Below are 16,261 nucleotides of genomic sequence, written 5' to 3'. Positions count from 1 at the left end.
TTTCTCAAAACAGAATAAATCCTTAAATTCGCCCAATCAATTAAATAAGAAAAACACATAAAAATGAAATACGATATTATAGTTTTAGGAAGTGGTCCAGGTGGTTATGTTACAGCTATTAGAGCATCACAATTAGGCTTTAAAGTAGCCGTAATCGAAAAAGAAAATTTAGGTGGTGTGTGCTTGAATTGGGGCTGTATCCCGACGAAAGCGTTGCTGAAATCAGCTCAGGTTTTTGATTATCTAAAACACGCTTCTGATTACGGATTGACTATTTCATCATTTGATAAAGACTTCCCTGCTGTTGTACAACGCAGTCGCAGCGTAGCTGACGGAATGAGCAAAGGGGTTCAATTCTTGATGAAAAAAAATAAAATCGATGTGATTGATGGCTTTGGAAAACTAAAACCAGGAAAAAAAATTGATGTTACGGACAAAGACAATAAAATTACTGAATACAGTGCAGATCATATCATTATCGCTACTGGAGCACGTTCTCGTGAATTGCCAAACTTGCCTCAAGATGGTATAAAAGTAATAGGATATCGTCAAGCAATGACATTACCAACACAACCAAAATCAATGATTATCGTTGGTTCTGGAGCGATTGGAGTAGAGTTTGCACATTTCTACAACTCTATGGGAACCGAGGTAACTATTGTAGAATTTATGCCTAATGTAGTTCCTGTTGAAGACGAAGACATTTCGAAACAAATGGAGCGTTCTATGAAAAAAGCAGGTGTCAAAATTATGACCAGTTCCTCTGTTGAGAAAATTGATACCACTGGAGCAGGTGTTAAAGCGTATGTAAAAACAGCAAAAGGAGAAGAAGTGTTAGAAGCTGAGATTTTACTTTCGGCTGTTGGAATCAAAACAAACATTGAAAACATAGGATTAGAAGAAGTAGGAATCGCTACTGACAAAGATAAAATTTTGGTAAATGCTTACAACCAAACTAACATTCCGGGTTATTACGCTATTGGTGATGTTACGCCAGGACAAGCACTAGCACATGTAGCTTCTGCCGAAGGAATCAATTGTGTGGAGAAAATTGCAGGATTACACGTGGAACCTATCGATTACGGAAACGTACCGGGCTGTACCTATGCCACTCCTGAAATTGCTTCTGTAGGTTTGACTGAAAAACAAGCTAAAGAAAAAGGATACGAATTAAAAATTGGTAAATTCCCATTTTCAGCTTCCGGAAAAGCAAAAGCTTCCGGTACACCAGATGGTTTTGTAAAAGTAATTTTTGATGCTAAATACGGAGAATGGTTAGGATGTCACATGATTGGAGCCGGAGTTACCGATATGATTGCTGAGGCAGTTGTAGCGCGTAAACTGGAAACTACAGGACACGAAATTTTAAAATCAATTCACCCACACCCAACCATGAGTGAAGCGGTTATGGAAGCGGTTGCTGATGCGTATGGTGAGGTAATACATTTATAGATTGTAAATTAACAATTTTTGATTTCAGATTTATTAATCCGATTTGTTCATACAAATCGGATTTTTTTATGAAATCATTTCCAACACCAAACGCTTATTTTGTGGGAATTTAACATATTAACATTTATTTACAAAGCAGGGTTATGAATCTATTCAATTCTGCTTTATATTTGTATTTCGAGGATTTTTACTCGTTTAATTCTGATTTTATTCCATTATAAATGAATACTGAAACCAACCGTTTTTCGAATACACTGCATGAAAACCAAAATAAAAGTTGGGTAAGAGCCATAGATTCCTCTAAAATCATCAATTGGATTGATGATTTGTTCAAAATATTATTTCCGGAGAAAGCTTTAGAAACGATCCAAATTGAATTGCTTTTGGACCAAAACAAAGCCTGTTTTATTGCTATCCTATCGGAAATTGTAAAAGACAAAACGGCCAATGAAATTCTAGATGATGCCGAATCTTTTTATCGCGCGCTTCCAAAACTTTATGATTCGATGCAAAAAGATGCACAAGCTATTCTGGATACGGATCCCGCTGCTGATTGCATTCAGGAAATTATCAATTCCTATCCCGGTTTTTTTGCTATAGAAGTTTACCGTATTGCTAACGCTATTGCTTCTCGTACCTCGTGTCTGCTGCCGCGAATTCTAACCGAATATGCTCATAGCAAAACCGGAATCGACATTCACCCCAGTGCCACAATTGATGTTCCATTCATGATTGATCACGGTACCGGAATTGTCATTGGCGAGACTACAATCATAGGGAAACACGTAAGCATTTATCAAGGAGTCACTTTGGGAGCATTGCAAGTAGAGAAAAATATGCAGGAAAAAAAACGCCATCCTACCGTAGAAGATCATGTAATTATTTATGCAAATGCCACTATTTTGGGCGGCAGCACCATCATAGGAAACCACAGTATTGTAGGCGGAAACACGTTTATCACCAAGAGTATGAATCCGTATTCCTTTGTTATGCAATCCAATAAAAATACGGTTCTGAATCAGCAGGAAATAAAAGATATTAATTTTTTCTCTATATAAATATTATGAAATACAATAACATACTCGAAACAATAGGCAACACCCCACATGTAAGAATCAATCGTTTATTTGGTGCCAATCACAATGTATGGATCAAATTAGAACGTGCCAATCCCGGTGCCAGTATCAAGGACAGGATCGCTCTTGCCATGATTGAAGATGCCGAAACCAAAGGATTATTAAAAGCCGGAGGTACTATCATTGAAGCCACTTCCGGAAATACAGGAATTGGACTCGCGATGGTTGCGGCCGTAAAAGGCTATAAATTAATACTGGTAATGCCTGAATCAATGTCCATAGAAAGACGCAGACTCATGAGCCTTTATGGAGCCGAATTTGTCTTGACGCCCCGTGAAAAAGGGATGAAAGGCGCGCTGGAAAAAGCACAGGAATTAGTTACCGAAATACCTAATGCTTGGTCACCACTTCAGTTTGAAAATCCCGCCAACATCGAAATTCATAAAACAGCCACGGCACAGGAAATTATAAAAGCATTCCCTGACGGTCTGGATTATTTGATCACCGGCGTAGGAACCGGAGGGCACATCACGGGTTGTGCCGAAATATTGAAAAAACATTTCCCAAACCTTAAAGTATATGCAGTTGAACCCGAAGCTTCTCCCGTTATCAGCGGTGGCGCACCGGCTCCCCACCCTATTCAGGGAATTGGAGCAGGATTCATACCTACCAACTTGCGTACTGATTTACTGGACGGAACCATCCAAGTAAGCAAAGACGATGCATTTGCCTATACCCAAAGAGCCGCAAAAGAAGAAGGCATGTTCATAGGAATATCCTCTGGAGCATCTCTGGCAGCGGTAGCAAAAAAACTACCAGAAATCCCAGAAAATGCTAAAATATTAACCTTTTGTTACGACACTGGCGAACATTATTTAAGCATCGAAGGCTTATTTGTATAAACAAAAATCTTCATTAAAATACAAACCGATTTGTGAAAACAAGTCGGTTTTTTTTTAGGCTTTTCATTTTTATGGGCGTGTCTTTGTTGCAAAACTATTGTCCAAACAGATTGATCTTAAAATAATGTTTAGCATAATGCTCCTTTTGACTTTATGACGTTTAAACTTCCGACTTACTTAGTTGGCTTTTGGGATAAAGCAGACAATAAAAATACGTAAGTTTTTGCAAACCACGAATTTGTAAAAAACAGAAAAAGTTCCCAGAAACGAAATAGCAAGAGCCAGCAAAATATTTTGAAGATAGACCAAAAAAGGTAATGCCCTGACAACCAAAAAATAAAAGATAAATATATCAGAAAACATTAAACGGAAGAAAGAGAAAAACATAAATATCAACTTCGTACGGATATTTAGGACGGATGATTAAAATACCAGACAAAAACAAAACTTAATTCAAGAACAATTGGGGAAACTTATTAGTGTCTCAAAAGCAAAGATTTCTATACTTGAAAGCAATACCAATAGCCCAACGATTGAAACAATATTTAAAGTGTTTAGCGCCTTAAAAGCGAATATCAATTTTAATATGACAATTAAAAAAAAGAATTTGTAATTAACTTATACAATTACTCTAAGTCCAGACTTTCAGACTAGAAACAAAAAAAGCCCCAATCTCTGGGGCTTTTCCTGTTTTATTCCTCTTCCTCCGTACTATGCGACTTTGAATAGCCTCTCCATTTCTCGATGCAGTCCTGTAAATCCTGCGGAAGTTCCGTATCAAAACGCAGCATCTCACCGGTTGTAGGATGAACAAAACCCAATGTTTTAGCGTGCAAAGCCTGTCTTGGCAATGCTTTGAAACAGTTGTCAATAAACTGTTTGTATTTTGTAAACGTAGTACCTTTTAAAATCAAATGACCGCCATACCGCTCATCATTAAATAAAGGATGTCCTATGTGCTTCAAGTGTGCCCGAATTTGGTGCGTTCTCCCGGTTTCCAGTTGGCATGAAATTAAAGTAACATAACCAAAACGCTCCAACACTTTGTAATGCGTCACGGCTGGCTTCCCTATTTCCGGATCAGCAAAAACCGCCATCTGCATGCGGTCTTTAAGGTGACGTGCCAAGTTTCCTTCAATCGTTCCTTTTTCTTCGACTACATTTCCCCAAACCAAAGCCACATACTCTCTTTCGGAAGTTTTAGCTTCAAATTGCTTGGCAAGATGTGTCATAGCCGCTTCGGTTTTAGCAATCACTAATAAACCAGAAGTGTCTTTGTCAATTCGATGCACTAATCCGGGACGTTCGCTGCTGTTCATTGGCAAATTATCAAAATGATATGCCAAAGCATGTACTAAAGTTCCTGTGTAATTCCCATGACCAGGATGCACTACCATTCCTGGCAATTTGTTGATCAATAACAAAGTATCGTCTTCATACACAATATCAAGCGGAATATTCTCCGGAATAATATGGTTTTCATAAGGAGGATGCGAAAGCATAACGCGAACTACATCATGGGCTTTTACCTTGTAATTTGACTTTACGGTGGCATCGTTTACAAAAATATTGCCATCGGTCGCCGCAATTTGTATTTTATTGCGAGTTGCATTTTGAATCAAACTCATCAAATATTTATCAATCCGCAAAGACGTTTGTCCTTTAGGAACTTCAAATCTAAAATGTTCAAATAACTCGTCTTCTAAATCTATTGTATCACTATTATTGTTCATCAACTGGTATTTCTTCTATTGGTGTTGCCAGTGTATCTGCAGCACTGGTCTCTTCATAACTCATTTTTCCGTCTCCTAAAACCAAGTCGATTTTGGAGGATTTTAGGACTCTGTCCCCTGCTTTCAGGTTTCTGCCTTTGAAACGCATTTCCAGCACCATGTCTTTTCCAAGATTGGGAACGTAGGTAATTTCTCCTTCTTCAAGTCCTAAAGCTTTCAATGTAGGTACTGCTTCGCGATACGTTTTATTGACTAAATCCGGAATACGAACCGATGAAAATCCCGAAGTATTTATTTTAATATATATTTTTCGTCCTACTTTTACTTTCGTACCGGGCGTTGGATCTTGCTTAACTACACTAAATTGCGGAAAATCACTTCTATAATCTACGCTGTCTAAAAGTACATAATCTAAATCCAGCTCATTCAGTTTTTCCTCGACTTGTTCTTCTGTCAACTTACGCAAATCCGGCACGGTAATTTCATGTCCATGATCTGTTGTAAAAGTCAACCAATGCATAAATAAATAACCCAAAGCGACAATAATGGCAAGTGCAATTAGTATTTGAGCAAAGAAAACACGGCTGGTAAGATACTTACGTAAACTCATAAATTTATTTTTATATCTGGCAAAGATAAAGCTATTTCGTTTCAAAAAAAATGATAATTTTGTTTAGAATTCGTTTAGTCGGTCAATCGATTAAACGTTTAACCGATTAAACGTATATAATGAAAAACATTGCCATCATCATGGGCGGATATTCCAGCGAGTATAAAATCTCTCTTATCAGCGGAAACGTCGTATATCAATTTCTAGACAAAACAAAATACAACGGATTCCGAATCCATATTTTCAAAGAAAAATGGGTTTATGTTGATGCTGATGATGCCGAATTCACTATCGATAAAAATGATTTTTCAGTAACTGTTGATGGTAATAAAATCACTTTTGACTGTGTGTTCAACGCCATCCATGGAACACCAGGCGAAGACGGATTAATGCAGGCCTATTTTGAATTATTGCATATTCCGCAAACTTCCTGCGATTATTACCAAGCAGCATTAACGTTCAACAAACGCGATTTATTATCAGTTTTAAAACCATACGGCATAAAAACAGCCACTTCCTATTACTTAAACAAAGGTGACCGTATCAATACGGACGAAATTGTAGCTAAAGTAGGTTTGCCCTGTTTTGTAAAACCCAACAAAGCCGGTTCTAGTTTTGGTATTTCCAAAGTAAAAACTGCTGCCGAATTGCCCATTGCAATAGAAGTTGCTTACAAAGAAGACAACGAAATTATCATAGAAAGCTTCTTGGATGGCACCGAAGTTTCTGTAGGAGTAATCAATTATAAAGGAAAAGTAACCGTATTACCAATAACTGAAATTGTTTCAGACAATGATTTCTTCGATTATGAAGCCAAATATTTGGGTAAATCACAGGAAATCACTCCAGCGAGAATCTCGGATGAAATGACTCAAAAAGTGAGTGAAATTGCTAAACGTGCATATGAAGTCCTGAAAATGAAAGGTTTTTCCCGAAGCGAATTTATATTGGTAAACGGAGAGCCACACATGTTGGAAATGAACACCATTCCGGGATTAACAACGGAAAGTTTGATTCCGCAACAAGCCAAAGCCGCCGGAATTTCATTGGAAGATTTGTTTACAAATGCGATAGAACTGGCTTTGTAATAAATCACTTAATTCTTAAATACTAAACAAACGTGTCATTTAAACAAAGGAATACATTCAAATAATGTCATTCCTCCGCTGTCAGAATGACAAAACAGAAAAAATAAATGAGAAAAGCAATATTTCCAGGTTCATTTGACCCCATCACTTTAGGACATGAAGACATCATCAAAAGAAGCATTTCCTTATTTGATGAAATCGTTATTGCCATTGGTATCAATGCCGAAAAAAAATATATGTTTTCCCTCGAAGAAAGAAAACAATTCATTGAGGAAACCTTCAAAAACGAACCAAAAGTTTCCGTGATTACCTATGAAGGTTTGACGATTGATCTGTGCCACAAAATAAACGCTAATTTTATCCTTCGCGGTTTGCGCAATCCTGCTGATTTCGAATTTGAAAAAGCAATTGCGCACACGAATCGTCGGTTATCAAAAATTGAAACTGTGTTTTTATTGACCGCTGCAAAAACGTCGTACATCAGCTCCAGTATTGTACGAGATGTAATTCGCAACAACGGGCAATATGAAATGCTGGTTCCCGATGCAGTCCGAGTAAAATAATTTTAAAGCGATTTTGTCAAGTCGAGCGCAGTCGATACTAATGGATAGGTCTCGACTGCGCTCGACTTGACAAATAAACAGTCCTAATATAACTTGTAAAACGAGGCAATAATCCGTAATTTTGCCAAAAATAAAAGCCGTTAAACATGAGTATAGAAAGAGAATTAAGCAAACGCAGCGGGTCAAAATGTGAACTTTGTGGCGCAACTGAGAACCTGAAAGTGTACCAGGTATTGCCTACCAAAAAAGGAGGGATTGAGGAAAACATCATGGCTTGTAGCACCTGTATTGACCAAATTGAAAATCCGGATACCGTAGATTTAAATCATTGGAGATGTCTAAATGATAGCATGTGGAGTGAACATACTGCCGTACAAGTTGTCGCGTGGAGAATGTTAAGCCGTTTGCGTGGTTCTGGATGGCCTCAAGAATTATTAGACCAAATGTATTTAGACGAAGATACTTTGGCTTGGGCACAAGCAACAGGTGAAGGCGAAGAAGAGGAGAACAAAGTCATTCACCGTGACAGCAACGGCGTGATTCTTGAAATTGGAGATTCAGTAGTTTTAATCAAAGATTTGAAAGTAAAAGGTTCAAGCATGGTAGCTAAACAAGGAACTGCAGTGCGTAACATCAGACTGGATCATGAAAATGCCGAATATATTGAGGGTAAAGTAGACGGCCAGACTATTGTCATTATTACACAATACGTTAAGAAAATATAATGGTCAGTTGACAGTTTTTAATGATCAGTACCTGAGTTGATAAAAAAATTCAGTGGTCAGAAATAAGTGTAATCAGAGACTTCATTAAAGCAAAAAATCGTTAACAGTAAATTTAATTTACCTTTAACGATTTTTTTATTGTCAATTATTTTACGGATAACTAACCCAGAAGCTTCAGGACTGAACACTGAACACTTTTCAAAACTGAACACTAAAAAACTACTCCTCTTCTTTCTTAATCACTTTTCGAGCGACTTCGATTTTGAATTTCTTGCCTTTCATTTTTTCGTCTTTGATGGCGTGAAGTAAATCTTTCACTTTATTGAATTTCACCGCTGCAAATGAGATAAAATCTTTCACTTCAATTAATCCTAAATCGTCTTTTTCTAATTTCCCTTTTTGGGAAAAGAAACCTACGATATCAATTTTATTCAATTTATTTTTCTTTCCACCACTGATGTAAATCGTTTGAAATTCAGGTGGTTTTGGCAATGAAGTGGAATTCTCCACTTTCAAAGCTTCCATTCCGTAATCGATGTAATCCATTTTTTTCTCACTTTCATGAGCAATAATATACGCCGTACCAGAAGCTAGCATACGTGCTGTACGTCCGTTTCTATGGGTAAATTCGTCTTCTTTAGATGGCAAATGATAATGAATAACATGATTCATTTCAGGGATATCGAGTCCACGAGCAGCCAAGTCAGTTGTGATTAGATAACTTACACTTCCGTTTCTAAACTGGATTAAGGCGCGTTCTCTTTCGTCCTGATCCATTCCGCCATGATAATACGTGGCATAAATTCCTTTTTCGTTCAACGTATCGCTGATGCGCTCTGCAGCATCACGATGATTACAAAAAACAATTGCCGATTGTGATTTCAACGAACAAATCAAGTTGAATAAACTTCCTATTTTATCTTTTTCTTTCGAAACGACCATTTTCATCGAAAGATTCGTTTCGGCCACGTTTTCTGGAATAAAGTCCAAAATAGTCGGGTTTACGACTCTTGTATATCGTGGAATTTCAATATCGGAAGTGGCCGAAACCAAAACGCGTTTGTTGAGTTTCGTTAATTTTCCAATTATAAAAGACATTTGTTCATGGAAACCCAATTGCAACGATTTATCAAACTCATCCAAAATCAAGGTTTGAATTTTATCTACTCGGAAAGTGCCTCTGTCGATATGATCCGCGATTCTTCCCGGAGTTCCTATTAAAACTGCTGGAGGATTACTTAAGTTTTTAATTTCGGTATCGATGGAGTGTCCGCCATAGCACACATTTACTTTATAATCGGTTCCCATTTTTTTCCAAACCTGCTCAATCTGCAATCCTAATTCGCGTGAAGGAACCAAAATTAAACATTGAACCGATTGAATTTCGGGTTGTAACATTTCTAAAATCGGCAACAAAAAAGCCAAAGTTTTTCCGGAACCTGTTGGCGAAAGTAATAAAATATTATTGTCATTCAAGATTGCATCTTGTGCTACTTCCTGCATTTTGTTCAGGCTTTCGATGCCTAAATTCGAAAGTATATTATTGGAATGGTGTTTCTTATTCATTTTTTTTATTTGGACAAAGGTAATTTTTAATTCTCAGTTATGAATTTTGTATTTTCATTCTTTTTCAATCGGGTATTTCCTTTTCTTACATTCATATCTACAGCTGTCTAAAAAAAGCTACATTTGATATTCCATTTAAAAAACCGAAAAATGAGACTTTTCACATTCCTTTTTTTACTATTCTCCATCAGTGCTTTTGCACAAAAAAACAATAAATACGATACTTTTTTCGAAAAAGGTAATGGAAATCAATCGGCATCTTACCAAGAAACAATTGCGTACTTCAAACTTCTGGCGGATGATTTCCCTACTATCGAAATGCGAAAAATGGGACAGACAGACAGCGGTGAGCCTTTGCACATGGTTATTTTTAATCCGGAACAGCAATTTGACTTTGGAACCATCCAAAAAAACAAAGCGGTAATTCTGCTTAATAACGGAATTCACGCAGGGGAACCTGACGGAATTGACGCTTCTATGCAACTGTTTAGAGATTTAGCTTTAGGCAAAATAAAAGTGCCAAAAAACACCATTATCGTTTGTATTCCGGTGTACAATATTGGCGGCGCTTTAAACAGAAACTCCACTTCAAGAGCCAATCAGGACGGACCTGAAATCTATGGCTTTCGTGGCAATGCCAGAAACTACGATTTGAATCGAGATTTTATCAAATCAGACACCCGTAACACAAAAAGCTTTGTAGAAATATTCCATAAAGTAAATGCAGATGTTTTTATTGACAATCACGTCAGCAATGGCGCGGATTACCAATACAAACTGACGTATATTATGACCCAACATAATAAACTAGGAACTATTTTAGGGAATTTTTTAAATACTGAAATGATGCCTCCTTTGGTCGAAGATTTACAAAAAAAGAATATCGAAACTACGCCTTATGTCAATGCTTTTCAGGACACACCAGACAAAGGTTTTGGTCAGTTTTTTGAGAGTCCACGATTTGCAACCGGTTATACTTCATTGTTCAACACCATTGGGTTTGTGGTAGAAACGCACATGCTAAAAAATTATGTGGATCGGGTGAAAGTAACTTACGAATACATGCGTTCCGCAATTGATTTTACAGATGCTAATTACAAAAAAATCAAACAACTGCGATTAAAAAATGAAGAGCAGTATAAACCACAACAATCGTACACGATAAAATGGGAAATTGACAGTACAAAAACGATTCCTTTTTCGTTTTTAGGCTATGAAGCCAGTTACAAAAAAAGCGACGTCACCTCCGGAAACCGTTTGTTTTATGACCAAACAAAACCGTACAAAAAAGATATTCCGTACAATAAGGAATTTAAATCGGTAAAAGAGATAATAATACCAGAAGCGTATATAATTCCGAGAGGATTTTGGCCTGTAATTGAATTATTAAAGAGCAATACGATCTCCTATCGCCAATTAAAAAAGGACACAATAATTGAAGTTGAAAGCTACAGGATTGCGGATTTCAAAACGGCAAGTTCCGCATACGAAGGTCATTATTTACACCGAAACACTTCGGTAACCGCTAAAATGGAGAAAGTGGCTTTCGCCAAAGGGGATTACGTTATTCCTACACAACAAAAGGGAATCAAATACCTATTGGAAACATTGGAACCAGAGGCCGTCGATTCTTTTTTCAATTGGAATTTTTTCGACACGATGCTACAACAAAAAGAAGGGTATTCCGATTATGTTTTTGAAGATTCTGCAACACAAATTTTGAAAGATAATCCAAAATTAAAAGCCGAATTTGATTTAAAAAAACAAAGTGACGTTACCTTTATCAATAATCCGGAAGCGCAACTGGACTGGATCTACAAACATTCCGTTTATTATGAAAAGGCACATTTACGCTATCCTGTGTATCGTGTTTTAAAATAAAAAAACGCTCGTTAAAATGTTTATTACACACAAATTTCACGAATTCCCACAGATTAATTCGTGGAAATTCGTGAAATTAGTGTTTAACTTACTATGCCAATTTAAAAATCAGTTCAAAACTGTTCAATCAGCTTATCTTTTGACAAAATGAAGTGCTATCTCAAGTGCTTTTCTTCTTCAAATAATAATTTTATATTTTCATAGGAATTTTTCAAAGCTTCCTTAATTTGCTCCGGATTCATCCATGCTACTTTATCAATTCCTTCTTCTAATTGTCCATGAGGTGTTCCTTCAAAATCAGATTGCATTTCGAACCAATGTGTAATTTTTAGTTTGTACTTGCCGTTACGTCTAAAAACATGATACGTTTTTTGAAGTTTATGGGAAATTGTCAAGCCATTTACTCCGGTTTCCTCCTCTACTTCTCGCATAGCAGTATCCCCAATTTCCTCTCCTTTTTCGATTCCTCCTTTGGGTAAATCCCATTTTCCGTTTCTAAAAATGAATAAGACTTCTCCTTTTTTATTGTACACCAAGCCACCTCCTGCTTTAGTAACCGGGATTTTTGCTTTCAAAGTCTTCATAATCAAGCTTTCATCCGGATGGTATAAATAGGCTTTATTAATTTTATTTTGAAAGATTTTTACTATAAGTTGCTCTATATCAATGCTTTCTAGCAAAAATAATTGAAAATCGGTCTCCTTGGAGATATGATTTGTTAAAAAAAGTGGTTTGTCGTTAACAAAAACTTTATACATTTGTACTATGATTTTTAATAAAGATACAGCCGAAAAAACAGCCGAATTTCTTTTGCAAATAAATGCAATTAAATTGAATCCAAGAAATCCTTTTACATGGGCTTCTGGATGGAAATCGCCTATTTATTGTGACAACCGATTAATACTCTCATTTCCAGCGGTACGAAATTATGTCCGGGATGAATTTTCTAAGAATATTCAGAAACAATTTGGTAAACCAGATGTTATTGCCGGTGTAGCCACTGGAGCAATAGGAATTGGTATGCTGGTTGCTGAAAGTTTAGGAGTCCCGTTTGTATATGTGCGTCCGGAACCTAAAAAACACGGGAGACTAAATCAAGTCGAAGGTTTTTTACAAAAAGGGCAAAATGTAATAGTGGTGGAAGATTTGATCAGTACCGGAAACAGTAGTTTACTTGCTGTGGAAGCGTTGCGCGAAGCAGGAGCCAATGTCAAGGGCATGGCCGCGATATTTACGTATGGTTTTGATGTAGCTGAAACTAATTTCAAGAGCGCACATGTGGATTTATACACTTTAAGCAATTATCAAAATTTATTAAATTTGGCTGTAGCCAAAAGATACATTACTGAAGAAGAAGAACAAACTTTAAGAGAATGGAATGTAAATCCGTCTACCTGGAACATTTAAGTTTAAAAAAATAAAAACAAAATCCTACAAAACATGAACTTAGAAAGTCCAAAAGTTACTGTACCCAAATCCGCTCAAGAATTATTTGGTTTATTAAGCGATGTAAAAAATTTTGAAAAACTAATGCCTGAAAACATTGCTAAATTTGAGGTTATTGGTGATGATGCATTTATTTTTGGATTAAAAGGCATGCCCGAAATCAAACTTAAAATGAAAGAAAAAGTAGCGCCTGTAAAAATTGTTTTGGGAGCTGCAAGTGACAAACTTCCATTTACTCTTATAGCAAATATTGAGGCTATAACAGAGCAATCCAGTGCTGTAAAACTTGATTTTGAAGGAGAATTTAACCCTATGATGGCCATGATGATAAAAGGACCAATTGGAAAATTTATAGAAACTTTAGCAGCCAATATGAATAAATTGTAAAAACTGTTTAAGTAGTAACAATATAATAATATTTTAAGTACATGACAAAAAGCTAATCAGATTGTTCTATAATAAATGTTTTTGTTATGTACTAAAAAACAATTGTTTAAAATAAAGTTGTTTTTCTAAAAACAGAAAGTTAAAATTGTTAATAACTATTTTTTTTTTAGAATAGGCTGAATAGTTACCAAAAAAAATAGCTAATGATTAGGTTTTTTAAACGCTTTGTCATTAGCTATTGTAATTTTGAGATAAATTACTTTTATTATAATAATCTAAATATGTTTTGATCAATTACTCATAAAGAGATAATTCCCGTTAATTGAATGAAATTTCTGATAGAAAAAAATTATGATTACTCACAATACCATTTTTGTCAAATAGGTTTAGCTTTATCAATGGCACTTTATTTTTGTAGAAAATTTCTATTAAGCCAATGTTATTTTGGATAATAACACCGCCAATTCTGTTTTTATTTGATTCAGTACTAGTCCATGTTTGGGTTATCCCGCTTGAGGTAACATCATACAATGGATACGTGTTTTTTGTATTCATTTTTGAAATCTCACCCCAGTGAACATCTCCCGAAATGAATACAACTCCGTTGGCTTTGGTTTTGTCTATTAAATCAACGAATTTTGTTTGTTCATGAGGCATATTTGTCCAAGATTCATACCCGTTGTACTCATGTCCAAATTGCAAACTTGAGGCAATGATTCGGATATTTGCTTTTTTCGACAATTCATTTTCTAGCCATTTCCATTGCTTGTCTCCAAGAATCGTACTGTCTTTTTTACTATATGGAATATAGTCATTTTTATAAACTGAATTTTTAGGCTCATTTTTTAATAAATTATCTCTAAAAGTTCTTGTGTCCAGCATTATTATCTGAAGTGTTTTATCACCTAGTTTTACATATTCGGAACCATAAATACCTTCATGGTTTCTTCTTTCAGAGTTTTGAGGAACTTCCCAAAAGTTCATAAAAATTTCTTTAGACTCTTTTTTAAAAGGGTAGTGCCTTCCTTTATCGTTTTCTCCAAAATCATGATCGTCCCAAACCGATAAAATTTTAGTTCTTTTTTTTAATTCTTGAAATTCAACTTTGGATGCTAATTTTTCATATTTATTTTTTAATAAATTCATGTCTCGAGTGTCTCCATAAATATTATCCCCAAGATAAATAAATAAATCAGGATTTAGCTTCACGGCGTTCAAAAGCATAGGCTGATCTTTGTACTGATGGGCACAAGATCCAAATGCGATTTTGAAACTTTCATCGAGTGAAGTCCCTTGATTCTCATTTTTTTGAGCGTTGCAAAAAATACTGTTTGTTAATATAAATAATTGCAGTATTATTAATAATCTATTGAAATTTGTCATCGTTTTTTTTATTAAAATTGGTTCTGTCATAAAACCTTAAAAGTTATCCCACCAAATTTTATTGTTAATGTTGTCTCCTCCGATTGCTTTCACTGCAGCACTATTATTTTCGGCATTTACGGATTGCTCTATACTTGGATACATTATTCTTCTAGGTATTTTACCCCCATTTTTAGCTCCAGGACCAGCTTGAATAAAGCTTGGTTTTCCAGTTCTTTTCCAATCTATCCAAGCTTCTACACCAGTGTGGTATAAAGCCAGCCATTTCTGTGTATACAACACATCATTGGTGGCGCTATAAGGTGCCGTTGTGACTAAATAATTAGCAGGCATAGTCACACTCCATTGATTAAATGATGCTTCTACAGCAGTGTTGTAATACACCTGGGCAGTTCCGGTAGTAATTATATTTCGTTGACGGGCTTCGGCTAACAAGAAATTTAACTCACTATAAGTCATGAATATTGAAGTTATTTTAGTTTTTGTATAAAAATAATCTTCGGCTCTACGGGAGTATTTTGTTGGTTCCCCAATTTGATCTAAAGCAAGACCTGGCTGAACCCCTTTATAATTATTGGTTCCAGCAATTGGATCGATCCATTCATTCAGACGCGGATCATTGTTCGTGATTAATGTATTTACGATATGGGTTGAAGGCATAACGATATTATAACCATACAATCGGTTTATTCCATCAGTCATAGGAGATATATTTGGAAAAACACCAGTGTACTTGTAATTTGCATTGTCTAAGTTTGACGCAAATAAGGGATAGGTTGCCGGGTTCGAAATGATTTCACTTAGTTTCGTATTTACAACTGTCTTATTAGAAACACGCATTAACAATCGTACATGAAGTGAATTGCAGAATTTTTTCCATTTCAACATGGATCCGTTAAACAATAAATCACCTTCTATTGATTTGCTCGTTTCGATTATGGAATTAGCAGTAGTTAAATTTTCAAATATTTTTGTATAAATCTGTTCTTGAGAATCATACACTGGTTTCAAAATTCCGTCTTCTCCTTTTGATGATTCCGAATAAGGGACATTGCCATACGTATCCGTAATTACACTTATTACATAGGATTCTAATATTAAAGATACGGCCTCATAATTTTTATTGTTCAATACAATGGCTTGTTTTTTAATATCATTGATGTCGTTAAGCCATTTATACATATTCCAGAAACGGCTGCTAGCTCCCCAATTATATATGTCTAGCTCATTGTATTCATAGTTCCCGCCATATTGAGCCACAATATCTCCAAAGTCAAAAGCATTCGATACATTTTCATTTGCTAAATTAAAAATGACATTTGGTAATAATGTTTTAGGTTGGGCTGCTGTTGGCTGGTTTTTGTTGGTGTTAATTTCTTCGAATTGATCAGTACAAGAAATTGAAACACTTAATAATAGAACGAATATTAGAAATTTTTTCATGATTGT

15 protein-coding genes and 1 pseudogene are annotated in these 16,261 nt (G+C 35.7%); 10 read left to right on the top strand and 6 right to left on the bottom strand.

Translation table 11 applies throughout. The annotated features are described in order from the left end of the window. The first annotated feature begins 63 nt into the window (after positions 1 to 63). The 4 genes and pseudogenes from lpdA to EKL98_RS17990 all read left to right on the top strand — a co-directional run. On the top strand, positions 64 to 1,452 hold the full coding sequence (lpdA, locus tag EKL98_RS05260) for a dihydrolipoyl dehydrogenase (RefSeq protein ID WP_126556235.1): 1,389 nt from the start codon (positions 64 to 66) through the stop codon (positions 1,450 to 1,452). A 221-nt stretch (positions 1,453 to 1,673) separates the two neighbouring features. After that, positions 1,674 to 2,510: a serine O-acetyltransferase gene (locus tag EKL98_RS05255; protein ID WP_126556238.1), complete on the top strand. Its 837-nt coding sequence runs from the start codon at positions 1,674 to 1,676 to the stop codon at positions 2,508 to 2,510. A 5-nt stretch (positions 2,511 to 2,515) separates the two neighbouring features. After that, positions 2,516 to 3,430 carry a cysteine synthase A gene (gene cysK, locus EKL98_RS05250; RefSeq protein WP_126561720.1) on the top strand — a complete coding sequence of 305 codons (915 nt, stop codon included), beginning with the start codon at positions 2,516 to 2,518 and terminating at the stop codon, positions 3,428 to 3,430. A 445-nt stretch (positions 3,431 to 3,875) separates the two neighbouring features. Beyond that, a pseudogene (locus EKL98_RS17990) lies at positions 3,876 to 4,043 on the top strand (helix-turn-helix domain-containing protein); the annotation flags it as partial. Between the two features lie 79 nt (positions 4,044 to 4,122). Here the strand turns inward: EKL98_RS17990 and EKL98_RS05240 are convergent. Together EKL98_RS05240 and EKL98_RS05235 are read right to left on the bottom strand one after the other, a co-directional pair. After that, positions 4,123 to 5,163 (bottom strand): RluA family pseudouridine synthase, encoded by a 1,041-nt coding sequence (locus EKL98_RS05240; protein WP_126561719.1) that lies wholly within the window; start codon positions 5,161 to 5,163, stop codon positions 4,123 to 4,125. Beyond that, a complete protein-coding gene (locus EKL98_RS05235; RefSeq protein WP_126561718.1) occupies positions 5,153 to 5,773 on the bottom strand; it encodes a PASTA domain-containing protein in 621 nt (206 codons plus the stop codon). The genes EKL98_RS05240 and EKL98_RS05235 overlap by 11 nt, the downstream gene beginning before the upstream one ends. Positions 5,774 to 5,892: 119 nt before the next feature. Here EKL98_RS05235 and EKL98_RS05230 point away from each other — a divergent pair, with 119 nt between their 5' ends. The 3 genes from EKL98_RS05230 (at position 5,893) to EKL98_RS05220 (ending at position 8,149) form a co-directional block, all read left to right on the top strand. Further along, the gene (locus tag EKL98_RS05230; protein ID WP_126561717.1) at positions 5,893 to 6,861 is read left to right on the top strand and encodes a D-alanine--D-alanine ligase; all 969 of its coding nucleotides are present in this window, start codon (positions 5,893 to 5,895) and stop codon (positions 6,859 to 6,861) included. Between the two features lie 107 nt (positions 6,862 to 6,968). Next, positions 6,969 to 7,424 (top strand): pantetheine-phosphate adenylyltransferase, encoded by a 456-nt coding sequence (gene coaD / locus EKL98_RS05225; RefSeq protein WP_126554451.1) that lies wholly within the window; start codon positions 6,969 to 6,971, stop codon positions 7,422 to 7,424. 146 nt (positions 7,425 to 7,570) lie between these two features. Further along, complete coding sequence (locus EKL98_RS05220; protein WP_126460579.1) at positions 7,571 to 8,149, top strand: PhnA domain-containing protein; 579 nt, start codon at positions 7,571 to 7,573, stop codon at positions 8,147 to 8,149. Positions 8,150 to 8,368: 219 nt separating this feature from the next. Here the strand turns inward: EKL98_RS05220 and EKL98_RS05215 are convergent, their stop codons facing one another. After that, the gene (locus tag EKL98_RS05215) at positions 8,369 to 9,715 is read right to left on the bottom strand and encodes a DEAD/DEAH box helicase (RefSeq protein ID WP_126460577.1); all 1,347 of its coding nucleotides are present in this window, start codon (positions 9,713 to 9,715) and stop codon (positions 8,369 to 8,371) included. A 150-nt stretch (positions 9,716 to 9,865) separates the two neighbouring features. Here EKL98_RS05215 and EKL98_RS05210 point away from each other — a divergent pair, with 150 nt between their 5' ends. Further along, on the top strand, positions 9,866 to 11,596 hold the full coding sequence (locus EKL98_RS05210; RefSeq protein WP_126561716.1) for a M14 family metallopeptidase: 1,731 nt from the start codon (positions 9,866 to 9,868) through the stop codon (positions 11,594 to 11,596). Between the two features lie 155 nt (positions 11,597 to 11,751). Here EKL98_RS05210 and EKL98_RS05205 read toward each other — a convergent pair whose 3' ends face one another. Continuing rightward, positions 11,752 to 12,354, bottom strand: a complete 603-nt coding sequence (locus EKL98_RS05205) for an NUDIX hydrolase (RefSeq protein WP_126460572.1) — start codon at positions 12,352 to 12,354, stop codon at positions 11,752 to 11,754. Positions 12,355 to 12,361: 7 nt separating this feature from the next. Between EKL98_RS05205 and pyrE the strand changes: the two genes are divergently transcribed. Together pyrE and EKL98_RS05195 are read left to right on the top strand one after the other, a co-directional pair. Further along, positions 12,362 to 13,003: an orotate phosphoribosyltransferase gene (gene pyrE / locus EKL98_RS05200; protein ID WP_126460569.1), complete on the top strand. Its 642-nt coding sequence runs from the start codon at positions 12,362 to 12,364 to the stop codon at positions 13,001 to 13,003. Between the two features lie 33 nt (positions 13,004 to 13,036). Next, complete coding sequence (locus EKL98_RS05195) at positions 13,037 to 13,429, top strand: SRPBCC family protein (protein ID WP_126460566.1); 393 nt, start codon at positions 13,037 to 13,039, stop codon at positions 13,427 to 13,429. A 318-nt stretch (positions 13,430 to 13,747) separates the two neighbouring features. On the opposite strand, the gene EKL98_RS05190 is transcribed toward EKL98_RS05195, so the two are convergent. Together EKL98_RS05190 and EKL98_RS05185 are read right to left on the bottom strand one after the other, a co-directional pair. Further along, the gene (locus tag EKL98_RS05190; RefSeq protein ID WP_158618320.1) at positions 13,748 to 14,812 is read right to left on the bottom strand and encodes an alkaline phosphatase D family protein; all 1,065 of its coding nucleotides are present in this window, start codon (positions 14,810 to 14,812) and stop codon (positions 13,748 to 13,750) included. A 36-nt stretch (positions 14,813 to 14,848) separates the two neighbouring features. Then, positions 14,849 to 16,255 (bottom strand): SusD/RagB family nutrient-binding outer membrane lipoprotein, encoded by a 1,407-nt coding sequence (locus EKL98_RS05185; RefSeq protein ID WP_126561714.1) that lies wholly within the window; start codon positions 16,253 to 16,255, stop codon positions 14,849 to 14,851. Between the last annotated feature and the right edge of the window lie 6 nt (positions 16,256 to 16,261).

The organism is Flavobacterium bomense, from assembly GCF_003970355.1.
The sequence above is the reverse complement of the archived record's forward strand: the minus strand, read 5'-3'. Positions and strand labels throughout refer to the sequence as shown.